Source organism: Pseudomonas fluorescens (genome assembly GCF_902497995.1).
Lineage (GTDB): Bacteria > Pseudomonadota > Gammaproteobacteria > Pseudomonadales > Pseudomonadaceae > Aquipseudomonas > Aquipseudomonas fluorescens_BK.
On record NZ_CABVII010000001.1, the window covers coordinates 245,224 to 267,050 of the forward strand.

17 protein-coding genes are annotated in these 21,827 nt (G+C 62.7%); 3 read left to right on the forward strand and 14 right to left on the reverse strand.

The window, feature by feature from the left end; translation table 11 throughout:
• Nucleotides 1-42 precede the first annotated feature (42 nt).
• Nucleotides 43-1,188, forward strand: coding sequence for a sterol desaturase/SRPBCC family protein (locus F8N80_RS01065; protein WP_150745009.1), 1,146 nt, complete (start codon nucleotides 43-45; stop codon nucleotides 1,186-1,188).
• A 141-nt stretch (nucleotides 1,189-1,329) separates the two neighbouring features.
• Here F8N80_RS01065 and F8N80_RS01070 read toward each other — a convergent pair whose 3' ends face one another.
• The gene (locus F8N80_RS01070) at nucleotides 1,330-1,572 is read right to left on the reverse strand and encodes a DUF465 domain-containing protein (RefSeq protein ID WP_128872732.1); all 243 of its coding nucleotides are present in this window, start codon (nucleotides 1,570-1,572) and stop codon (nucleotides 1,330-1,332) included.
• A gap of 217 nt (nucleotides 1,573-1,789) precedes the next feature.
• Here F8N80_RS01070 and F8N80_RS01075 point away from each other — a divergent pair, with 217 nt between their 5' ends.
• Together F8N80_RS01075 and F8N80_RS01090 are read left to right on the forward strand one after the other, a co-directional pair.
• On the forward strand, nucleotides 1,790-2,311 hold the full coding sequence (locus tag F8N80_RS01075) for a DUF4142 domain-containing protein (protein ID WP_150745010.1): 522 nt from the start codon (nucleotides 1,790-1,792) through the stop codon (nucleotides 2,309-2,311).
• Nucleotides 2,312-2,684: 373 nt separating this feature from the next.
• Nucleotides 2,685-3,896, forward strand: coding sequence for a response regulator (locus F8N80_RS01090; RefSeq protein WP_150745013.1), 1,212 nt, complete (start codon nucleotides 2,685-2,687; stop codon nucleotides 3,894-3,896).
• A 119-nt stretch (nucleotides 3,897-4,015) separates the two neighbouring features.
• Here the strand turns inward: F8N80_RS01090 and F8N80_RS01095 are convergent, their stop codons facing one another.
• The 13 genes from F8N80_RS01095 to F8N80_RS01160 all read right to left on the reverse strand — a co-directional run bounded on the left by F8N80_RS01095 (nucleotide 4,016) and on the right by F8N80_RS01160 (nucleotide 21,816).
• Nucleotides 4,016-6,649 (reverse strand): excinuclease ABC subunit UvrA, encoded by a 2,634-nt coding sequence (locus F8N80_RS01095; RefSeq protein ID WP_150783002.1) that lies wholly within the window; start codon nucleotides 6,647-6,649, stop codon nucleotides 4,016-4,018.
• A gap of 161 nt (nucleotides 6,650-6,810) precedes the next feature.
• Entirely contained in the window at nucleotides 6,811-8,922 is a 2,112-nt protein-coding gene (locus tag F8N80_RS01100; RefSeq protein ID WP_150783003.1) for a hybrid sensor histidine kinase/response regulator, read from the reverse strand.
• Nucleotides 8,923-9,169: 247 nt separating this feature from the next.
• Nucleotides 9,170-12,247, reverse strand: coding sequence for an error-prone DNA polymerase (locus tag F8N80_RS01105; protein WP_150783004.1), 3,078 nt, complete (start codon nucleotides 12,245-12,247; stop codon nucleotides 9,170-9,172).
• Nucleotides 12,244-13,659: a Y-family DNA polymerase gene (locus F8N80_RS01110; RefSeq protein ID WP_150783005.1), complete on the reverse strand. Its 1,416-nt coding sequence runs from the start codon at nucleotides 13,657-13,659 to the stop codon at nucleotides 12,244-12,246. Before F8N80_RS01110 ends, F8N80_RS01105 begins: the two co-directional genes overlap by 4 nt.
• Before the next feature lie 7 nt (nucleotides 13,660-13,666).
• Nucleotides 13,667-14,284, reverse strand: coding sequence for a translesion DNA synthesis-associated protein ImuA (gene imuA, locus F8N80_RS01115; protein ID WP_150745018.1), 618 nt, complete (start codon nucleotides 14,282-14,284; stop codon nucleotides 13,667-13,669).
• The gene (gene lexA, locus F8N80_RS01120; RefSeq protein ID WP_150745019.1) at nucleotides 14,284-14,901 is read right to left on the reverse strand and encodes a transcriptional repressor LexA; all 618 of its coding nucleotides are present in this window, start codon (nucleotides 14,899-14,901) and stop codon (nucleotides 14,284-14,286) included. The genes imuA and lexA overlap by 1 nt, the downstream gene beginning before the upstream one ends.
• 132 nt (nucleotides 14,902-15,033) lie before the next feature.
• Nucleotides 15,034-15,309, reverse strand: a complete 276-nt coding sequence (locus F8N80_RS01125; protein WP_150783006.1) for a DUF971 domain-containing protein — start codon at nucleotides 15,307-15,309, stop codon at nucleotides 15,034-15,036.
• A complete protein-coding gene (locus tag F8N80_RS01130) occupies nucleotides 15,306-16,268 on the reverse strand; it encodes a HEAT repeat domain-containing protein (protein WP_150783007.1) in 963 nt (320 codons plus the stop codon). Before F8N80_RS01130 ends, F8N80_RS01125 begins: the two co-directional genes overlap by 4 nt.
• Entirely contained in the window at nucleotides 16,265-17,113 is an 849-nt protein-coding gene (locus tag F8N80_RS01135; RefSeq protein WP_150783008.1) for an ABC transporter ATP-binding protein, read from the reverse strand. Before F8N80_RS01135 ends, F8N80_RS01130 begins: the two co-directional genes overlap by 4 nt.
• Complete coding sequence (locus F8N80_RS01140; RefSeq protein WP_150783009.1) at nucleotides 17,113-17,895, reverse strand: ABC transporter permease; 783 nt, start codon at nucleotides 17,893-17,895, stop codon at nucleotides 17,113-17,115. Before F8N80_RS01140 ends, F8N80_RS01135 begins: the two co-directional genes overlap by 1 nt.
• 264 nt (nucleotides 17,896-18,159) lie before the next feature.
• Complete coding sequence (locus tag F8N80_RS01150) at nucleotides 18,160-19,566, reverse strand: ABC transporter substrate-binding protein (RefSeq protein ID WP_191632844.1); 1,407 nt, start codon at nucleotides 19,564-19,566, stop codon at nucleotides 18,160-18,162.
• Between the two features lie 248 nt (nucleotides 19,567-19,814).
• Nucleotides 19,815-20,060, reverse strand: a complete 246-nt coding sequence (locus F8N80_RS01155; protein WP_007946457.1) for a 4Fe-4S dicluster domain-containing protein — start codon at nucleotides 20,058-20,060, stop codon at nucleotides 19,815-19,817.
• Between the two features lie 25 nt (nucleotides 20,061-20,085).
• Entirely contained in the window at nucleotides 20,086-21,816 is a 1,731-nt protein-coding gene (locus F8N80_RS01160) for a fumarate reductase/succinate dehydrogenase flavoprotein subunit (RefSeq protein ID WP_150748584.1), read from the reverse strand.
• Between the last annotated feature and the right edge of the window lie 11 nt (nucleotides 21,817-21,827).

Sequence of the window (21,827 nt, forward strand, 5' to 3'; positions counted from 1 at the left end):
CGGCTAATCTGCTGGTTACAAAAATAACCACAGGTGAACGCAGTGAGGCAAACCACCGCAGCATTCCGCAGCCGTTATCGCGCCGGGATTCATCCGCGCTATAATCCGTGGCTGCATGGCGCCTTTGTGCTGCTGTTCGGAATATTGGCCATTGCTGCGTTCTGGAGCACCGTGGATCAGGTACAGCCGCTGGAATGGCTGGCGGTGCCGCTGACCTTGTTGCTCTTCAACTTTGGCGTGTACGGGATGCATCGCCACCTTGGCCACCACAAAAAAAACTTCGCGCGGATGTTCTATGCCCGACACGCCGGCGACCATCACAGTTTCTTTGCCCCCGGCCATATGACCTATGACAGTCCCCGCGACTGGCGGGTAATTCTGTTTCCGGCCTGGCTGATCGTGGTGCATACGGTCGTTATCACCCTGCCCCTCTGGTGGCTGCTCACACAAGTCGATGCCAATGTTGCCGGGTTGTCCGCTGGCTGCCTGGTCCTCGGTTACCTGGCCTATGAAGTCTTCCATGCCTGCGCACACCTGCCCCCGGGCAATCCGGTCACCCGTCTGCCGTGGATCCGCCAGATGCGCCGCCTGCATGAGCTGCATCACCGCCGCGAGCTGATGCAGGGATGCAATTTCAACATCGTTTTCCCGCTGATGGACTACCTGTTCGGCACCCTCTATTGGGAACCGGAGCCGCCCCCCCTGCACTCGACGACAATTCCCATGACCCGCATGCAGCATCAGATCCACATTGCCGCCAATCCGATTGCGGTGCTTGCCTATGCCAGCACCGTGACCCGTTGGCCGCAATGGCACCCTTCCTCCCTCAAGATCGATGGCCAGGACGGGCCGTTGCATGCCGGGTCGCGCTTCGAGGAAGACATCCGAGCGGGCGGACGCGAGGGGCATTTGCACTGGACGGTGGATGAATATTTGCCGGGACGCCGCTGGAGCGCTCAGGCGCGGGGCGCTGACGGTCTGTCGCTGGTCGTGACGTACGAGTGCGAGGCCGAGGGTGACGGCACGCGGTTCGTCCGCACCCTGGTCTATCAATTCAGCGGCCTGGGGATGCGCATTGCCAATCGCCTGCTGCTCAAGCGCCGCATCGATGGTGAGTCGGCCGCGTCGCTGCAGGCCTTGCGCGAAATGGTGCTCAAACACCTGGCCTCGACAGGCGTCCCCGCGTGAGGTGATTGCCCTCTGCAGTGAAACCCGTCATCGGGGCACCTCGCATGAGCCGTCGATTCGGACTCTGATCATTCGAGGTGCCGGTATTTATCACCCTTTCAATTTTTCAGTGCCCCGTCATCGGTGGCGGGGTTCGGAGAGTCAGGACGGCGCCTGAAGTCGGTCAACGATTTGATTCTTGACCTGCACGCGCTTCTCCTTGAGCTTCTTCAGGGCGTCATCGCTGGGTGCGTCAGACTGGGCGGTCTCGGCCTTTACCACCTCGGCGTCCGCCTGGGAATACTTGTTGATCAGTGAATCCAGTAACGGATCCTTGGTGCGTTTTTGCTGGATCTCTTCCTTTGAAAGTTTCAGGTCCTGATACAGGTCATGGGTCACCGGCATGGAACACCTCCGTTTGTTGATCGGTGGCAAACGCGATTGATTGCGTTCACCAACTATCAGAATGGCCTTGGTTGGCGGGTTCTGTCGACCGCCTATCAGACCAGCGGTGTCCGTTCGTCGTCCTGTCGAAAAAGCGATAAAACCTTTGTCCGTCCGTCGCCCTCCACTGCTTAACGATCATTCGATCGTCCATGAAAACCTGTGTGGAGAATAACCAATGGACGGATTTACCCTGCGCCACCTCACTCTGGCCGTTGCCTTGAGCACCAGCATGGGCATAGCCTGCGCGGCCACCTCCAATGACTTCGTCGACAGCGCGGCCGCGGGCGGCATCGCCGAAATCGAAACCAGCCGGCTGGCCCTGGAAAAAAGCTCATCGGCTGACATCAAGGAGTTCGCCACCATGATGATCACCGATCATTCCAAGGCGAACGATGAATTGGCGGCGTTGGCCAAGGCGAATGACATCGAGGTGCCCGACACCACGACCCTGGTGAAACAGGCCAAGGAAAAAATCCTCGACATGCGCGATGAATCCTTCGACGCAGCCTACGCCAACAATCAGGTCAAGGCACACGAAGAAACCATTGAGCTGTTCAAGAAACAAGCCAACACAGTGACGGACGACAAAGTCAAAGGGGCCACGGAACTTAAAGGTTTCGCACAAAAAATGCTGCCAGGGCTGGAGAAGCATCTGGGCATGGCGAAAAAACTGCAGGCGGCTCATCCGAGCAAGTAACGTCAATTGTAGGAGCGAGCTTGCTCGCGATGAATTCAAGAGCGACGCGTTTGGCCAGTAAGCACGCGTTATCGTTGACGACCATCGCGAGCAAGCTCGCTCCTACAGCGGCCCCCTTCCCTTCGCTTAAATCAACGGCGTTACATCCATGGATGGGGCTTTTTTTGGGGGGGTCGTTTCGATCCAACCACCATCGGTATCCATGTCGGCATCGGTGTCATCACCGGGCTTGGGCCGGTCCGGACTCGGTTTGAAACCGGGGCTGAATTCATTGTCGTCGAAAGGCCCAACCCTTTGACTATGCTCAGGTGAACGGACAGCTTTTGATCCTTTCTTGTGATCATCCCGCTGGCCATCGCCAGGGAGCCCGCCGATGAAACGTGATATTCGCTTGCTGATCATCGACGACAACGTCGCGACCCGCTACGCCCTGCGCCGGCACCTGGAACGCCACGGCTATGAAGTGCTGGAAGCCAGCACCGGCGGCGAAGGCCTGGAGCTGATCGACAGCGTCAACATCGACGCGTTGATCCTCGACGTCAATCTGCCGGACATGAGCGGTTTCGACATCGTGCGCAAACTGCGCGCCGAGGCGGTTACCGCCCTGCTGCCGGTGATTCACCTGTCGGCGGCCTCGATCCAGACCGGCGACATCATCACCGGCCTGGACACCGGTGCCGATGCCTACCTGATTCACCCGGTGGACCCGGATGTGTTGCTGGCAACCCTGCGCACCTTGCTGCGAGTGCGGGAAACCGAGAACGCCCTGCGTGACAGCGAGGCGCGGTTCAGGGAAATCTTTGTCAACGTGTCGGCGCCCATCGCCGTGCTGGACGCCGAGCTGAAAATCCACGAATGCAACCATGCCTTCACGCAGATGATCCAGGACAATCGCAATCCGGACGCCCTGCGCGAGTGCTTTGCCGAAGACCAGGACGCGATCATCGACGAACTGCGCCTGCGCCTGGCCTATGGCGAGCGCTGGAAAGGCACCCTGAGCATGCGGGTCCAGGGCACGGTCCGCGAAACCGAATGGCAGATTTCGCCCTACCGGACACCGGAATTGAGCCTGGTGTTCGTCGAAGATGTCACCGCACACCGGCGCCGCGAACGCTCGCACCTGGCCCCGCGCGGCACCGAAGCCACCATCATGTTGCCCGCCAGTACCGATCTGATGGCCAGCGAAAACCGGCCGTCCCGCGTGGATCCGCGGGGTTGCGGTGAACATGTGCTGATTGTCGAGGACATGCCATCGGTGCGGATGTTTGTCGCCGAAGTATTGGTGGATGCCGGTTACCGCTGCACGCAAGTGGGCGACATTGAAGGCGCTCTGGAGCGGTTGCAGAACGACGAGTCCATCGATCTGCTGGTGACCGACGTCGGCCTGCCGCGCATGAGCGGTCGCGAACTGGCCGATGTGGCGCGGGGCTGGCGGGAAAAGTTGCCAATCCTGTTCATCACCGGTTATGCCGAAACCGCAATCAACCGTCAGGTGTTTCTTGGCGAAGGCATGGAGATGCTGGTCAAGCCGTTCCAGATCAATGAGCTGCTGGACAAGGTCCGGCGCACTTTAGACGGCGCCTGACACATCGCCATCGCGGGCAAGCCCGCTCCCACAGGGGTCTGTGTCGTTCACAAGTAATGTGGGCAACCAATCCACTGTGCGGGCTTGCCCGCGATGACGTCGGCACAATCAACACAAACTCAAACTCCAAGCACTCTGGCCAAAAACGGCGCCGTCCGGCTCTTCCTGCTTTTAGCCACCTTCTGCGGCGTCCCCGCCACCACGATCTTCCCCCCCTGATCCCCCGCCCCCGGGCCGATATCGATTACCCAGTCGCTTTGCGCCACCACACGCATTTCATGTTCGACAACGATCACCGTATGCCCCGCTGTCACCAGCGTATTCAACTGTTCGAGCAAGCGATCGACGTCCCGTGGATGCAAGCCGGTAGTGGGCTCATCGAGCACATACAAGGTCGCCCCACGCTGGTTGCGTTGCAGTTCGGTGGCCAGTTTGATCCGCTGGGCCTCGCCACCCGACAATTCGGTCGCAGGCTGGCCGAGGCGCAGGTAGCCCAGACCGATATCGCGCAGGACCTCCAGCGAGCGGCGGATCCCCGGTTGTCCGATGAACACCTCGACCGCTTCGTCCACCGTCAGCTGCAACACCTGAGCGATGTTCAAACCTTGCCAGATGATCGACAGGGTCTCGGGGTTGTAGCGCGCACCATGGCAGGTCGGGCACGGCGCGTAGACGCTGGCCATGAACAGCAACTCGACGCTGACAAAGCCTTCGCCTTCGCAGGTCGCGCACCGTCCCTTGGCGACGTTGAAAGAGAATTGGCCGGCGTCATAGCCTTCGGCCTGGGCTTGGGGGGTGGCGGCGTAGAGCTTGCGCACGTTGTCGAACAGCCCGGTGTAGGTCGCCAGGTTCGAACGGGGGGTGCGGCCGATGGGTTTCTGATCTACCTGGACCAGACGCTTGATTGACGCCAGGCCCGCAGTGACCTGGCCGCCGCTGACTTGCGGCGCATCGTCCTCCAGGCTCAACGCTTCAGCCTCGCTGTCACTGGCGGCGCGCCCGAGATGCGCACCCACCAGCTCCAGCAGCGCCTGGCTGACCAGGCTCGATTTGCCGGAACCCGACACACCGGTCACCGCCGTGAAGCAGCCCAGCGGAAACGCCGCGCCGAGGTTGTTCAGGTTATTGCGAGTGATGCCTTCCAGCCGCAGCCAGTCGGTCGCCTGGCGGCAGACCCGTGACTGGGTGAGCTGTTCGGCGAACAGGTAGGCGCGAGTCCGGGAGTGAGTGACGTCGGCCAACCCTGGCGGCGGTCCGCTGTAGAGGATCCGGCCGCCATGCTCGCCAGCTTCCGGGCCAACGTCGATCAGCCAGTCGGCGCGGCGCATGGTTTCCAGGTCATGCTCGACCACGAACAAGGTGTTGCCAGCGGCTTTGAGTCGTTGCAGGGCTTCGAACAGTGCCTCGCCATCCGCCGGGTGCAGACCGGCCGACGGCTCATCCAGCACGTAGATCACGCCGAACAACTGCGAACCCAATTGCGTCGCCAGGCGCAGACGCTGCAACTCGCCGGATGACAAGGTCGGCGTGCTGCGTTCCAGGGCGAGGTAACCGAGGCCCAGATCAGTCAAGGTGCTGACCCGCTCCAGCAAGTCCTGGGCGATCCGTTGCGCGGCCAGGCGTTTTTCCACCGACAGGTTGGGCGTGTGGCGCACGTCCGGCGCATTGGCATGACCGCTGGCGCCATAGGCCACCCGCTGCTCACGGGCTTCGCGGGTCTGACGGTGCGTCAACACCTCGCCGGCCTCATCGGCCTGTTCGAGGTAGCTGTGAGCCGCCACCGGCTTCAAGACTTCGGCCACCTGCAGCAACGGCATCTGCGACAGCTCACCGATGTCGTAACCGGCAAAAGTCACCGACAACGCCTCGCGCTTGAGCCGTTTGCCGTTGCACAACGGGCATGGACTGCCAAGCATGAATTGCGCCACGCGCTTTTTCATCAGGGCGCTTTGAGAGTGAGTGAAGGTGTGCAGGATGTAGCGCCGGGCGCCGGTGAACGTCCCCTGGTAACTCGGTTCCATGTTGCGCTTGAGGGCGACTCTGGTTTCTTGCGGGGTGAGCCCGGCATACACCGGGACCGTCGGCGTTTCTTCGGTAAAGAGAATCCAGTCACGAACCTTCTTCGGCAGATCGCGCCAGGGCTTGTCGACGTCGTAGCCCATGGTCACCAGAATGTCCCGCAGGTTCTGCCCCTGCCAGGCTGTGGGCCAGGATGCGACGGCACGCTGGCGGATGGTCAGGGTCGGGTCGGGGACCATCAAGGCTTCAGTGACCTCATACACCCGGCCCAGACCATGGCATTGCGTGCACGCCCCCTGTGGCGTGTTGGGCGAGAAGTCTTCGGCATACAGCATCGGCTGTCCCGGCGGATAGCTGCCGGCCCGGGAATACAGCATGCGGATCAGGCTCGACAACGTGGTCACGCTGCCCACCGACGACCGTGTGCTCGGCGTGCCCCGCTGCTGCTGCAAGGCCACGGCGGGCGGCAAGCCGTCGATCGAGTCGACGTCCGGCACCCCGACCTGATCGATCAGGCGCCGCGCGTAAGGCGCCACGGATTCGAAATAGCGGCGTTGCGCCTCTGCGTAGAGGGTCGAGAACGCCAGCGAGGACTTCCCCGAACCGGAGACCCCGGTGAACACCACCAGGGCATCGCGGGGAATATCGACATCGACGTTCTTGAGGTTGTGTTCCCGGGCGCCGCGCACCCTGACCATGCCGGAGGGAGGGTTGGAGGTGCGCTTGTCAGTCATGGGCAGCCCTGATAGGAAGGTTCAAAGGAATGATTAATAGCCAAGGTCTGCACGTCATCAACTGTGGGAGCGAGCTTGCTCGCGAAAGCGGTGGGTCAGGCGACCTCTTTATCGACTGAAAGACCGCTATCGCGAGCAAGCTCGCTCCCACAGTGATTGGGTCAGCGGTTGAGCACCGCGCGGACCATTTGGGTGAGCGCCTCGGGGCCATAGGGTTTGCTCAGCAGATGAGTGTCGGGGCTGAGCTGGTGATTGCGCGAAATAATGTCACGGGTGTGGCCGGAGGTGAACAGGATCGGCACCGGCGGCGTCTGCACACTGGCCCAGGCGGCCAGGTCCGAACTCTTGATCAGGCCGGGCATGACCACATCGGTGAAAATCAGGTCCACCGCCACGCCTTCGAGCAACATCTGCATGGCCGTGTCGCCGTTCCCGGCGGTCAGGACTTGATAGCCTTCCTCGCGCAGCAACTCGACCGCCGCGCTGCGCACCGCCTCGTTATCCTCGACCACCAGCACGGTTTCGTTGCCGCCTTGCCGTTGAGGATCAGGCAGGGTTGATTCACCGGGCAGCGCACGCAAGCTGCGCGGGAAATACAGCTGCACCCGGGTGCCCTGCCCCGGGACACTGGACATTTCGATATGCCCGCCGCTTTGCTTGACGAACCCGAACACCATGCTCAGGCCCAGCCCTGTGCCCTGACCATCGGCCTTGGTGGTGAAAAACGGTTCGAACGCGTGCCCGAGCACTTCGGGTGACATGCCGACGCCGCTGTCCGCCACCGCAACGCAGACGAAATCCCCAGGCACAATGCCCTTGCCCGCACAGAACCTTGCGTCGAGTGCAATATTGCCAGCACTCAGCTTGATCGTTCCTTCGCCTTGCATGGCGTCACGGGCATTGATCGCCAGGTTGAGGATCGCGTTTTCCAGTTGATTGCGATCCACATACAGATGCCAGGCGTCTTCAGGTGTCGCCACGCTGATCTGGATGGTTTCCCCCAGAGCCCGCTGCAACAGCTCAGCCAGGCCGTCGAAGATTTGTCGCGGATCGCAGACTGCCGGGGACAAGGGCTGGCGGCGGGCAAACGCCAGCAGTTGCGAGGACAGCTTGGCGCCGCGCTCGACCGCGGCAATCGAGGCACTGACCCGGCGCTGCACGTTGGCATTGTCCGGTTCATGCCGCGCCAACAAATGCAGGTTGCCGGCGATCACCTGCAACAGGTTGTTGAAGTCATGGGCCACGCCGCCGGTAAGGCCGCCAATGGCTTCGAGCTTCTGTGATTGACGCAATTGCTCTTCAGCGGCCAGCCGCGCTTCGACTTCATCGGCGACGCGCTGCTCCAGGTTGCGGGTGAACCTGAGCAAGGATTCTTCGGCCGTCTTGCGTTCATGGATATCGATCAACACCCCGGGAAAACGAAACGGTTCGCCCTGCTCGTTGAACTCGCAGCAGCCACTCGCCTGCACCCACAGATAACTGCCATCCGGACGCAGGACCCGATATTCGGCGTTGAAGGGTTCGCCGGTTTCCACCGATTGACTGATCTGTTCCTGAACCCAACTGCGGTCGTCTGGATGGATGTGTGCCTGGGCGATGTCCGTTGGCAGGTTGGCCAGGTTTTGCTCGGCCGGGTAGGAAAAGGTGCGGGCGAAGCGTTCGTCGCCGGACAGCACATTGCCCTTGATGTCCCAGACGAACGAGCCGAGCAAGGCGCCGGCATTGAGCGCCAGGCGCACCCGTTCATTGTCGGCGCGATAGGCGTCTTCGGCTGCGCGACGGCGACGTTCGGAAATCACATGTTCGGTGGTGTCGACCACCATCGCCATGACCCCGGCCGGTTTTCCGTCATCATCGGCCACCGGGCTGTAATACAGGTCCAGCCAGACGTCTTCGGGGATCCCGTCGCGCAGTAGCACCAGCTCTTTATTGCGAAAGGACAACGTGCCGCCCGCCAGGCAGGTGTCGACCACATGTCGATTGAACTCGGCCACTTCCGGCCAGCCCAGTTCCACCGGGGAACCCAACAGATAAGGATGGCGGCCACCGGCGAACTTCGAGTACGCGTCGTTATAGATCATGTAACCAGGGCGACCCCAGAGCATCACCATCGGCAACGGCGAAGCGAGCATCAACTGCACTGCGCTGCACAGGCTTGCGGGCCAGGCGTCCATCTTCCCCAGCTCGGTCAGGCTCCAGTCGAACGCGCGAATACGCCCGGCCATTTCACCGCTCCAGCCGGCACATCCGTGGCTATCGTCTAGAAACTGCATCGGCTGGCTCTTTTTTCCCTGGAATGACACCTGTTTGCTTCGAGCACTTGGCGCGCCAATGGTTCATTGACGTATCACTGATTCACCCCTTGTAGGAGCGAGCTCGCTCCGGGCGGCATTCCGACGATGAGGATGACCACGACCTGTAGAGCCGGCTTGCTGGCGAAAGCGGTGTGTCAGTTACACAGATGTTGAATGTGCTGACGCTTTCGCCAGCAAGCCGGCTCCTACAAGGGATGGCAGGGATTCAACGGAAATCCCGGCTGCGCACGCTGATGCCGTCCAGCAACCGGCTCAGGTCGCTCAAGCGTCCGGCAATCAGGTGGCGCACTTCGCCTTCCTGTTCCCAGCGCCCGTCGACCTTGAGCAACTGCGAGCCGACCAGCACCTGTCGCTGCCGGTCGGCCAGGTCGCGCCAGACCACCACGTTGACGTTGCCGAACTCGTCTTCAAGGGTGACGAAGGTCACTCCACTGGCGGTGCCCGGGCGTTGCCGGCCGGTCACCAGCCCGGCGACGCTGACCTGTCGACCGTGCTCGACCTCCATCAGTTCTTTCGAACTGCGGCAACGCCGGGCTTTCAATTCACCCCGCAGCAAGGCCAGCGGATGCGGCCCGAGGGTGGTGCCGACACTGTTGTAATCGGCCAGCAGGTCCTCGCCCACGGTAGGTTTGGGCAACGACACAGCGTCTTCCTCCTGGCTCGGCAGCCCGGCAAACAAACCGAGCTGTTTGTGCACACCCGCCACTTCCCAGCGCGCCCGATGCCGGTCTCCGGCCAGCCCACGCAGCGCCCCGGCATCGGCCAGTCGTTCCTGGGCACGGGCATCGAGTCGCGCCCGTTCGCCGAGGTCGGCAATGTCGATGAACATCCCCTTCGATCGTGCCGCTTCGATGCGCCGGGCATCGTCCTCGCGAAACCCCTTGATCATCCGCAAACCCATGCGAATCGCCGGCTGCGCACCGGTGAGCGGCTCCAGGCTGCAATCCCAGTCGCTGGCCCGCACGTCCACCGGGCGAATCTGCAAGTGGTGCCGGCGCGCGTCCTGCAGAATCTGGTCCGGGCTGTAGAAACCCATGGGCCAACTGTTGATCAGCGCACAGGCGAAGGCCGCCGGCTCGTGGCATTTCAACCAGCAACTGGCGTAGGTCAGCAAGGCAAAACTGGCGGCGTGGGACTCGGGGAAACCGTAGCTGCCAAAGCCTTTGATCTGTTCGAAGATCAGCGCGGCGAACTCGGGCGTATAGCCATTTTTCTTCATCCCGGCGGCCAGGCGATCCTTGTGCGGCTCCAGTCCGCCGTGGCGTTTCCAGGCGGCCATGGAACGGCGCAATTGATCGGCTTCGCCGGGGCTGTAGTCGGCGGCGACGATGGCGATCTGCATCACCTGTTCCTGGAACAGTGGCACGCCCAGGGTGCGTTTGAGCACGGCTTCCAGTTCCGGGGAGGGATAAGTCTCGGGCTCTTCCTTGTTTCGCCGCCGCAGATAAGGGTGGACCATGCCGCCCTGAATCGGCCCCGGACGCACGATCGCGACCTCGATCACCAGGTCATAGAAGGTCCGGGGCTTGAGCCTCGGCAGCATCGACATCTGCGCCCGGGACTCGATCTGGAACACACCGACGGTGTCGGCATGGCCGATCATGTCGTAGGTTTGCCGGTCTTCGGCCGGTACCGTGGCCAGGCTCAAATCCAGGTTGCGGTGCCGACGCAAAAGATCAAAGCAGCGGCGAATCGCGCTGAGCATGCCCAGGGCCAGAATATCGACCTTGAGCAGCCCGACCGCGTCCAGATCGTCCTTGTCCCACTGAATGATGGTGCGATCGGCCATGGCGGCGTTTTCCACCGGCACCAGGCTGTCCAGGGGCTGCTCGGAAATCACGAAACCGCCGGGGTGCTGGGACAGGTGCCGGGGGAAGCCAATCAACTGCCCGGTCAAACTCAACACCCGGCGCAACACCGGGCTGTCGGGGTCGAAACCGCCTTCGCGCAGGCGCTCCACGGGGGGTGTTTCATCGTTCCAGTGGCCGCAGCAACCGGCCAGGGCATTGACCTGGTCCGGCGGCAACCCCAAGGCCTTGGCCACATCACGCACCGCGCCGGCCGAATGATAGGTGCTGACCACCGCGGTCAGCGCCGCACGGGTTCGGCCATAACGCCGGAACACGTACTGCAGGACTTCTTCACGCCGCTCGTGTTCGAAATCGACGTCGATGTCCGGCGGTTCGTTGCGTTCTTTGGAGAGAAAGCGTTCGAACAACAGCGTGGTGCGATCCGGATCGATTTCCGTGATCCCCAGGGCAAAGCACACCGCCGAGTTGGCGGCCGAACCACGACCCTGACAAAGAATCCGTTGCTCGCGGGCGAAACGCACAATGTCGTGAACCGTGAGGAAATAGCTTTCGTAGCCCAGTTCGGCGATCAGCTGCAGTTCCTTGTCGATCTGCAGCAACACCTTGGCTTGCGGGCCTTGTGGCCAGCGCCACGCAATGCCCTGCTCAGTCAACAGCCGCAGCCAGGAGGTGGCCGTATGCCCCTCGGGCACCAGCTCCCTAGGGTACTGATAACGCAACTGGCCAAGGTCGAACGTGCAGCGCCGGGCGATGTTCAGCGTTTCGTCGAGCAATGCTTGCGGATACAGATCGCCCAGGGCCTCGAGGCTGCGCAGATGGCGCTCGCCATTGGGGTGCAGGCGCAACCCGGCCTCGGCCACCGGCAGGTGATGACGGATCGCAGTCATGGTGTCCTGCAAGGCGCGCCGCCCGCGTGCATGCATGTGCACATCGCCGCTGGCCACCGCCGGGATGCACAGCGCCCTTGCCAGCCCCAGCAGTTCGTTCAGCCGCCGGATATCGTCCTGGCCCCGATGCAACTGGACCGCCAGCCACAGGCGTTCGGCGAAGGTCTGCTGCAGCCAGCGGCCGTTTTCAACGTCATCGACAGCGTCCGGTACCCACAACACCAACAGTCCCGGCATCGGCTCGCTGAAGTCTTCGCGCAGCACCTGATACTGGCCTTTCTGCCTGCGACGCCGGGCCTGGGTAATCAGTCGGCACAGGGCCTGGTAACCCTCAAGATTTTCTACCAGCAGCACCAGTTTCGGACCGTTTTCGATGCGTACTTCGCTGCCGATAATCAGCGGCAGTTCCACCGACTTTGCCGCTTGCCAGGCACGGACGATGCCCGCCAGGGTGCACTCGTCGGTGATCGCCAGCGCTTGATAGCCGTGCTTTTTCGCCCGCTGAAAGAGTTCGAGGGCACTGGAGGCACCGCGCTGGAAACTGAAGTTCGACAGGCAGTGCAGTTCGGCATAATCGACCTTCATGCGAACCAGCCCTGCAGCCACAACGGGCCGCCCTCACCCACCGCACGATAGGCCCAGCCCTGCTGGCCGGAGCGGGTTTCGATCAGGTAGTAATCGCGGCGCACGTCGGCACCGTCCCACCAGCCGGACTCGATGCGTTCCGGCCCCATGAGGATGCGCGTCGAGCTTTCGTGGACCGCCAAGGGTTCGGTCAGCAACCAGCCCGGACGCTGCACGGCCGAGAGCCCTGAACAGGGCTGAGTGTCGACACGAGCCTGCCACGCGCACTCCGGCCGGTGATCGGCCTGGAACCGCAAGCCCTGCACCGCGTCATCCCCCAGCCGCGCGCGCAGGCGTTCGCGCAGTTGTTCCCAGGGCAAGGACTGCTGCGGGCGGTCGTCGAACAGTTCCTGGTACTGGGGAACGAAGGCCGGCAAGTCTTCGGCGCGCAGACGAAAACCGCGCACCGGGGCCTCGACCCGGACCTGTTCCAGCCGGCCCCTGGCCAGTTCGAAGAGCATCGCCGGATCGCGCTCGGCGCTGAGCAGGCCGACCTTGATCAGGCTGTCCGGCAACCCGGCGTGCTCCAGGTGCAGGTCAAAGCGCTGCACGCCGCTATCCCGGCCACACAGGAATGCAGAAAGATCACCGGTCAACCGGCGTAACGGAAACAGCAGTGCCTGATGGGACTGCACATCGAAATTGAGCTCGATGCGCACATCGAAGCGGTCCGGTGGCAAATAGAACGCCAGCGCCAGCCGACGGGTGCCCAGCAAGGCATCCAGGTGCTTGAGCACCTGGGCCTCGAAACGCCGGGCCAGACTCTGCCGGGGCAACGCCTGCACCTGACTCAGGGTGCGCAATCCCATGCGCGACAACGCCGTGGCGACACCCGCCTGCAACCCGATGCGGTCAATGGGCAACTGCCCCAGGTGATACTGCAAGGCTTGATCGTCGGGCACCACCAGACCGTCATAGGCATTGGCCAATACCCGCGCCGCCACCGGGTTGGGCGCGGCAACGATGCGGTGGCGAAACCCCAGCTCGCCGAGTTCGGCGCGCAAGCGCGCTTCGAAGTGCGGCCAGGGCCCGAACAGCCCCAGGCTGGATTCGATTTCAAACACCACCGCCCGCGGGTAATGCACGCTGACCTGGGAGCTGAACCGGTAGGCCCAGGCGGCGAGAAACTGCTGCCAATGCTCGATCTCGGCAGCGTCATATTCAGCCGTGACAAAACCTTTGCTCAGGGCCTGGGCGGCGGTCATCGACTGACCCGGACGCAAGCCCAGCGCCCGCGCCGAAGCGTTGACCGCCTGCAACACCCGACGCTGCGCCGGGCCAGTCAGCAGCGCCAGCGGCTCGTCGGGATCGGAGCGCTGACGCAGGACCGCGTCCAGCGCCAATTGCGGGAAGAGAATGCACACCCAGCGCATGGCAACCTCAATGCCCCACTGAAAAGGCAATGGGCGCCGAACGGGCCAACCCGCCCCGACACTTGAGCACCCGCAACTGCGCGGGCCTGGCGTCGATGGCAATGCGCAAGGCGGCGGGCGAAGGGTTGATGGCTTCATGGATCGAGCGGTAGGCAAATGCCAGGGTCGAGCCGGTTTCCGCCGCCACCTGCAAGCGGCGCAAGGCGCGGTCATCGGCCTTGTGCGGCCAGCACAACACCGCGCCGCAACTGCCCGAACGCAAACATTGTTCCGCCGCCCACAGCGCATCGCGCTCGCTGGCCTGGATGATCGACAACTGGCGCAGATCGACCCCGGCGCTCTGCCAGGCCTGGGGATACGGCACGTAGGGCGGCGCCACCAGCACGATGCGTTCACCTGCTGCTGACAACCGCGCCAGCGCCGGCCACACCAGTTGCAACTCACCAACGCCCTGCCCGGCCAGGAGGATTTCGGTCAACGCCGCTTCCGGCCAACCGCCCGTGGGCAAAGCCGCATCCAGCGCGGCATGCCCGGTGGGTTGCGGGCTGGCCGCCGGTGGCGCAGGCCGCCCCCGCCAGACCTGGCCGCCATTGAACAGCGTATCCAACGCAACGACAGCGCCCATTACCCTTGCCTCACCAGGCCGCAGAACACCCCTTCGATGGCCAGGTCCTGTCCGGCGCGAACGATGATCGGCTGATAGGCCGGGTTGCGCGGCAACAGGCGCACGGCATCGCCGACCCGCTCGAAACGCTTGATGGTGACTTCTCCATCGAGCCGCGCCACCACGATCTGGCCGTTGACGGCCTCCGGATTGCGATGCACACCCACCAGGTCACCGTCGAGAATGCCGTCCTCGATCATCGAGTCACCCCGGACCCGCAGCATGTAGTCCGGCACCCGGGAGAAAATCGACGGGTCGAGCAGCAAGCGGCTGTGCACCTCGGCATCGGCGCCGATCGGCGCACCCGCCGCCACCCGACCCAGTACCGGAATGTCCAGCAGCTCGGGCCGCGCCGGCTGCCCGAGCAAACGAATGCCCCGGGCCTGATGCGCATTGACTTCGATAAACCCGGCTTCGGTCAGCGCCAGCACATGCTTGCGCGCCACGCTGCGGGAGGCGAAACCGAACGCCTCGCTGATTTCAGCGAGGCTCGGGGACTGACCGTGCTCGGCGATTCGCTCGCGGATAAAGGTCAGGATGGCGGTACGGCGGGGAGTCAGAGTCGTCATGGAGTACATTTGTACTCTTTCCGGGTTTCCCTGACAAGAACCATCAGTCCGCAAATCTGCCCCCTGTAGGAGCGAGGCTTGCCCGCGAAGGCGGTGTGTCAGGTGCGCAGCCTTCTCGGGCAAGCCTCGCTCCTACGGGTTTCAGGTGAGTCCTGAGAGGTAGGGCCATGGGTAGATCCCGCGTTCGTGGCCGTCGCTGAAGATCAGTTGCAGGCCGTAGCCCTGGGAATTGAGTTCGACGACACGGATGCGCTCATCGACTTTCACCGTCAGCCCTTGCAACCGAAACGCCCGGCATTGCGAACACGGGCATTGCCGGCGCAATTCAGCGTGGTCGAGCAATTGCTCACGCCCATCCGGCCAGTTCAGGCGCAGTTGCTGTCTGCTTGGGCAATTGCCGATCGCTACCGGGCTCATTGCAACTGACCCAACGCAATGCGCACGGCCTTGCGCACTTCCGGATCACCGTCGTCCTGTGCCGCCTGCAAGGGCGCGATGGCGCCTTTATCGTTCAACTCCCCAAGCGCCAGCGCGGCTTCCTTGCGCAGGTTGCTGATGCGGTGGCCGAGGGTGTCGATCAGCGCGTCGAGCGCCGGCGCATAGCGCAAGCGGCCGAGGCTGCGGGTGGCGCGCAGGCGCACTTGCCAGTAATCGTCGCCCAAGGCTTCGACCAGTGCCGGCCCGGCGTCGGCATGCCCGACCTTGCCCAGGGTGGTGGCCGCCTCTTCGCGCACTTGCCAGGCCTGGTCCTGTAAGGCCTGGCGCAGGGCCGGCAGCACCTGGGCATCGCACGCCAGGCCCAAGGCCCCGGTAGCGGCACGGCGGACTTCGGTGTCCGGATCGGCACTGGCCAATCGGGCCAGCGCCGGCAAGGCATCGAGCTGCTTGAGCCAGCCAAGCACGCCGACGGCTTCGCGGCGAACGCTGGCGTCTTCATCATTCAGCGCAACCGCAGCCGCTTGAGCCGCATCGGGAAAACGCAACTCGCGCAAGGCCCTGAACGCGGCGATGCGCACGCTGATGTCGGCATGCCCGGTCCACGGCAGAATCACCTGGCCCGCCGCTTCGCTCTTGAGCAGGCTGAGGCTTTGCGCGGCAGCGGCCTGCACCGCCACAGAGGGATCGGTCAGGGCCTGGCACAATGCTTCGACCACCGGCCCGTCCTCCCAGGCTTCCAGCAACCGTGCCGCTTCGGCGCGGACCTCTTCGGTCGGGTCTTGCGCCAGCCGGTCGACCAGCCACAGCAAGCCATCCGGCTCCTCGAGATCGGCCAGTTCGATCAGGGCAATCCGCCGCACTCCGGGGTCTTCATCGGTCAGGCGCGGTTGCAGGGCGAGAATGTCATCGTTATCGGTTACATCGAATAGAGAGGTCATAGGGCAAATCGCGGCAGTTTATTTTCAGGGGGAAGTCCGAGAGGGTTCAGGCGCGGCAGCTGCCGACCGTCTTCGTGACGCAGCAACTCAAGGCAATGACGCTTCAAGCGGGAAAATGCGTGACTTGTCACCAGCTCGGTGGTGCGAGGCCGGGGAAAATCCAGGCGCAGGTCTTCGATGATCCGGCCCGGACGCGAACTCATCACCAGCAGCCTGTCGGCGAGGAACAGCGCTTCGTCGATGTCATGGGTGACGAACACCACGGTGGTGCGGATGCGCGTCCAGATGTCCAGCAGCAGTTCCTGCATGTTCAACCGGGTCAGGGCATCGAGGGCGCCGAACGGCTCGTCCATCAGCAACAGCCGAGGACGATTGATCAGCACCCGGGCGATTTCCACCCGCTGCTGCATGCCGCCGGACAGCTGATCGGGCCAGCGCTCGGCAAAACCTTCGAGGCCCACCAGGGTCAGGATTTCGTCGGCGGCCCGGTGCCGCTCGGCTTTGCCGATGCCACGCATTTTCAGGCCGAAGGCGACGTTGTCGCGCACCGTGCGCCAGGGGAACAGCGTGTGATGCTGAAACACCATGCCGCGTTGGGGTGATGGACCAGAGACCTGCGCGCCGTCGACTTTCAGGGTGCCGGTATGGGATTGCAGATGCCCGGCCAGCGCGCCGAGCAAGGTCGATTTGCCGCAACCGGACGGTCCGAGAATGCACACGAACTGCCCCGGTTCGATCTGGCAGTCCAGGCCTTGCACCGCTTCGAAGGCGTGTTTGTCTTCGCCGAGGACAATGGACAATTGACGGATGTCGATCCGCCCTTCAGGGGTTTGCATCACGCTCATCAGGCTTTTCCTCGTGGTCGGTGCCAGGGCGTGAGTAACCCGCCCAGCCGTTTGATCAGCAGACTGCTGCCCATCCCGAGTACGCCGATCAGCAACATGCCGACCACGATGTCGGCGTAGTTCTGGAGGGTGTAGGACTCCCAGGTGTAATAGCCGATGCCGTACTGGCCGGAGATCATTTCCGCGGTCACCAGGCAGAACCAGGAAGTGCCCATGCCGATGGCGAGGCCGGTGATGATGCTCGGTGCAGCGCCCGGCAGGATCACTTCCAGCAGAATCGCCCGCCGCCCTGCCCCGAGGCTTTTCGCCGAGGCGATCAGCCGTGGGTCGACGCCTTCGACGCCATGCACGGTGTTGAGCAGGATCGGGAACAGCGCGCCGGTGAAGGTGATGAAGACCATCGACAGCTCTGACGACGGGAACATCAGGATCGCCAGCGGAATCCAGGCCACCGCCGGAATCGGACGCAGGACTTCCAGGGGTGGCAGCAACACGTCTTCAGCCCATTTCGAGCGACCGATGGCCAGACCGAGGGCGACGCCGATGATCAGCGCCGCGAGGTAACCGGCAAACACCCGGCCGAGGCTGCTGCTCAGGTGCTGGACGAGCTTGCCGGAATCGCCGAGACCGAGGGCGGCTTCGATCACCGCCAGCGGTGTCGGAACGTTGGCGAAGGTGACCAGGCCGAGGTTCCAGCGGCCACTGGCGGCGAGTTGCCAGAACAGGAGGCAGAGCAGCAACGAGGCGGCTCTTGGAACCCAACGCAAATATGATCCGTACACAATTCTTCCTCTCAACCCTGAACCCTTGTGGGAGCGGGCTTGCTCGCGAATGCGGTCTGACATTCAACATCGATGTCGACTGACCCACCGCATTCGCGAGCAAGCCCGCTCCCACAGTTGATCGTTGGTGGATTCGATATTTTCATACGACGTCGTTCCCTTGCAGGAGCCGGCTGGCTGGCGAATGCGGTCTGACATTCAACATTGATGCAGGCTGGTCAGACGCATTCGCCAGCAAGCCGGCTCCTACAGAGGGCCTTGGGGTCAGCGAACGGCAACGGCCTGTGCGGTGGCATCTGTGAAGTCGAACACCTTGCCGCCCTGTGCCGTGGCGAATTGCTGGGCCTGGCCCTTGAGTAGAAACGCGCTCAGGCGCCCTTTCGCATCACTGGCAAACCACGCCTGGTCCGCCAGCAACTTGATCCCGCTGTCGCTCGCCTGGGCATACACCGCGCGGATGTTCTTGCCTTCCTGCTTCAGGCTGGCCAGCGCGGTAAACGCCGACTCCGCCGAGGCGTATTGACGAACCCTGGGCTCGCCACGCACCCAGACTTCGGCCACATGGCTGAAATCGGTAATGGGCTTGCCGCTCAGTGCATCCACCGCGTTCAGCGGCGTCGGCTCGTAATTCGCAAGCTGTGCGCTGTAATCCAGGTTCGAGGCCTTGAACGCGGCGCGGATGTACTGGTCGTCAATGAAGGTGTTCAGGTCGAGACCGCGGTCAGCCTTCTTCAGCAGCTTCAGGGTATCGATGGCGGTACCGACCGCCTGACGGTACTCCGGCTTCCAGCTCAGGTCGCGGGTCTGCACCCCGAGCGGACCGTAGAACAGGTAATTGACCTCGGCATCGACCCCGGTGACCTTGGCGATCAACTCGCTGTACTTCTCGGGCTCGGCCGTCAATAACTGGTTGGCTTCGATACTGGCGCGCAGGTAGGCGACGACAATTTCCGGGTACTTTTTCGCGTACGCCTGATCGACCAATGCGCCGTGGAAAGTCGGGGCATTCGCCTGGGAACCGTCATAGATCTTGCGAGCAAAACCACGGCTCGGGAACAGTTCGGCGAAGGGCACGAAGTCGGCGTGGGCGTCGATTTTCCCGGCCTGCAATGCCGAACCTGCGACTTCCGGTGGCTGGGCGATGATGTTCACGTCTTTCAGTGGATCCCAGCCCTGGGCGGCCACGGCGCGCAGCAACATGCCATGGGCGGTGGAGGCGAACGGCACGGAAATGGTCTTGCCCTTGAGCTCGGCCAATGACTGCACCGCCGAAGCGCTCGGCACCACGATGCCGTTGCCGCTGCCCTTGATACTGCCCGACAGCACACTGATGAACAGGCTGTGCTTGCCCGCGGTTTCGAACGCCACGCCGTTGAACGAACCGGGGAAATCGGCCATGGCGCCGAAGTCGAGTTTGCCGGCAACCATCTCGTTGGTCAGGGGCGCGCCGCTGGTGAAGTTCTTCCACTGCACCTCGTACCTGGCGTCCTTGTACGGGCCGTCGTGGGGCAGGTATTTGTCCAGCAGACCGAGCTCGCGAATCAACAGGCCGCCGGCGGCACAGTTGATCGTGGTGTCCTGGGTACCGATGGCAATGCGGATGGTTTCGGCTGACGCCGACAGGGTGAATGAAGCCAGTACCAGACCGGCAAACGCTGCACGCAGCAATATTGGCAAAGACATGGGTAAGTCCCCTCGAATCATTTACAGGATGTTCGTCTCCGCCACGATCAGGGCGCGGTGGGAAACGAGGGGTGTCTTGAAGCGAGCGTCCGGGGGTTACCGGATGGCTTTCAGGTTGACCGGGCGGGCCTCTTCGCGGGCAAGCCCGCTCCCACAGGTTGCTTGGCGTACTCAAGATTTACGGTTGGCCTCGCCCCCCTGTGGGAGCGGGATTGCCCGCGAAGGCGTCCTGTCAGTCAGCGCAACAAATAGGGTATTTCCACTTTCACCGCACCGGTCGGGCAGTCCTTTTCACACGGCATGCAGTACCAGCATTCATCGAAGGCCATGTAGGCTTTCTGGGTGGCCGGGTTGATCGCCAACAGGTCCATCGGGCAAACATCGACGCACACGGTGCAGCCTTTGTGGGCGATGCACAGGTCCTCATCGACCGTGACCGGTGCGTTGGAGCGAAAGAATATTTCCTGGGGTTGATAGGCCATTTCGTGGTCTCTCTTCTGGTGAGGCTCAGGCAGCGAATGCGCCAACCCGCAGCCGGTCGTACGCCTGCATTTCTTCGGCGTCGAGCGGGATGATGTAAGGCTCGACGGCTTTCTTGAAACTGCTCATCAGGCCGTTTTCACCCTTCTTCAAATGGCAATGGCAGAACCAGTCGCTGTCGTTGCGTTGCGGGTGGTCGACCCGATAGTGGTAAAGCCCCCAGCGACTCTCGGCGCGGAACAGCGAGGCCCGAGCGGCCATTTCCGCGCAATCGCGGATCATGCTGACTTCCATCGCACGCATCAGTTCGTGGGCGTTGTGGGCCTTGATCTGATCGAGATCGCGCTGGATATCGCTGAAGCGTTGCAGGCCAATCTGCATTTTTTTCGTCACTTTCGGCGGCTGCAGGTAATCGTTGACGAAGCGTCGCAGCTTGTACTCGACCTGGGCCGGCGGCAGACCGTGTTCCCGGTCCAGTGGCGCATAGACCCGTGCCTTTTCCGTTTCGATCTGCCGGGCATCGACGGCTGAAAACTCGCGTCCGGCGACAAAATCCGCCGCGTTGGTACCGGCAAACCAGCCATAGGTGAACGCGCCGAGCATGTAGTTGTGCGGCACCGCGGCCATGTCACCCGCCGAGTACAACCCCTTGACCGACGTCTCGGCCTTCTCGTTGACCCATACCCCCGACGCCGAGTGACCGCTGCAAAAACCGATCTCCGAGATGTGCATCTCGACCATTTGCGTGCGGTAGTCAGTGCCGCGGTTGGCGTGGAACTGGCCACGGCTCGGGCGTTCGTTGCTGTGCAGGATCTCTTCGATGTTCTGGATGGTTTCCTCGGCCAGGTGATCGAGCTTGAGAAACACCGGGCCGTTGCCGCTTTCAAGTTCCTGGTGGAACTCCCACATCATCTGCCCGCTCCAGTAGTCGCACTCGATGAAGCGCTCGCCCTTGTTGTTTGCGGTGTAGCCCCCCAATGGACCGGTGACGTAGGCGCAGGCCGGGCCGTTGTAATCCTTGATCAACGGGTTGATCTGGAAGCATTCCAGGTTCGCCAGTTCCGCGCCGGCGTGATAGGCCATGGCATAACCGTCGCCGGCATTGGTCGGGTTTTCATAGGTGCCCATCAGGTAACCCGAGGACGGCAACCCCAGGCGCCCGGCCGCACCGCAGCACAGAATCACCGCCTTGGCCTTGATCACGTGGAAGTCGGCGGTGCGGCAATCGAAGCCCATCACGCCGTTGACCGCGCCCTCTTCGTCGGTCAGCAGGCGTGTGCAGACCAGCCGATTGGTAATGCTCACCCGTGCCCGTTTCAACTGGCGGTACAGGACTTTCTTGATGTCATGCCCTTCCGGCATCGGCAGCACGTAAGCGCCCATGTGGTGGACCTTCTTCACCGCGTAGTCGCCGGTTTCGTCCTTCTCGAATTTCACGCCCCAACGGTCCAGTTGCGAGAGGGTTTCAAAGCTGTGGGTCGCGTAGGCATACACCGCCGCCTGATTGACGATGCCGTCATTGGCGATAGTGATTTCCTTGGTGTACTGCTCTGGCGTCGAGTGGCCGGGAATGATCGCGTTGTTCAGGCCGTCCATGCCCATGCTGATCGCGCCGCTGCGTTTGACGTTGGCCTTGTCGATCAGCAGTACCCGCAGATCGCGGTTGCGCTCCTTGGCCTTGATCGCCGCCATGGGTCCGGCGGTGCCGCCGCCGATCACGACGATGTCGTATTCCTGTTCGAGGGTGCTTCTAGTCATGGAGCCGTTAG

What these genes read in the sequence shown, in the direction of transcription:
- F8N80_RS01110 (WP_150783005.1), bottom strand. Translation starts at nt 13,659, where the DNA reads ATGCGCTGGGTGTGCATTCTCTTCCCGCAATTGGCGCTGGACGCGGTC.
- F8N80_RS01160 (WP_150748584.1), bottom strand. Translation starts at nt 21,816, where the DNA reads ATGACTAGAAGCACCCTCGAACAGGAATACGACATCGTCGTGATCGGC.
- lexA (WP_150745019.1), bottom strand. Translation starts at nt 14,901, where the DNA reads ATGTACTCCATGACGACTCTGACTCCCCGCCGTACCGCCATCCTGACC.
- F8N80_RS01135 (WP_150783008.1), bottom strand. Translation starts at nt 17,113, where the DNA reads ATGAGCGTGATGCAAACCCCTGAAGGGCGGATCGACATCCGTCAATTG.
- F8N80_RS01155 (WP_007946457.1), bottom strand. Translation starts at nt 20,060, where the DNA reads ATGGCCTATCAACCCCAGGAAATATTCTTTCGCTCCAACGCACCGGTC.
- F8N80_RS01090 (WP_150745013.1), top strand. Translation starts at nt 2,685, where the DNA reads ATGAAACGTGATATTCGCTTGCTGATCATCGACGACAACGTCGCGACC.
- F8N80_RS01125 (WP_150783006.1), bottom strand. Translation starts at nt 15,309, where the DNA reads ATGAGCCCGGTAGCGATCGGCAATTGCCCAAGCAGACAGCAACTGCGC.
- F8N80_RS01105 (WP_150783004.1), bottom strand. Translation starts at nt 12,247, where the DNA reads ATGAAGGTCGATTATGCCGAACTGCACTGCCTGTCGAACTTCAGTTTC.
- F8N80_RS01100 (WP_150783003.1), bottom strand. Translation starts at nt 8,922, where the DNA reads ATGCAGTTTCTAGACGATAGCCACGGATGTGCCGGCTGGAGCGGTGAA.
- F8N80_RS01075 (WP_150745010.1), top strand. Translation starts at nt 1,790, where the DNA reads ATGGACGGATTTACCCTGCGCCACCTCACTCTGGCCGTTGCCTTGAGC.
- F8N80_RS01130 (WP_150783007.1), bottom strand. Translation starts at nt 16,268, where the DNA reads ATGACCTCTCTATTCGATGTAACCGATAACGATGACATTCTCGCCCTG.
- F8N80_RS01095 (WP_150783002.1), bottom strand. Translation starts at nt 6,649, where the DNA reads ATGACTGACAAGCGCACCTCCAACCCTCCCTCCGGCATGGTCAGGGTG.
- F8N80_RS01070 (WP_128872732.1), bottom strand. Translation starts at nt 1,572, where the DNA reads ATGCCGGTGACCCATGACCTGTATCAGGACCTGAAACTTTCAAAGGAA.
- imuA (WP_150745018.1), bottom strand. Translation starts at nt 14,284, where the DNA reads ATGGGCGCTGTCGTTGCGTTGGATACGCTGTTCAATGGCGGCCAGGTC.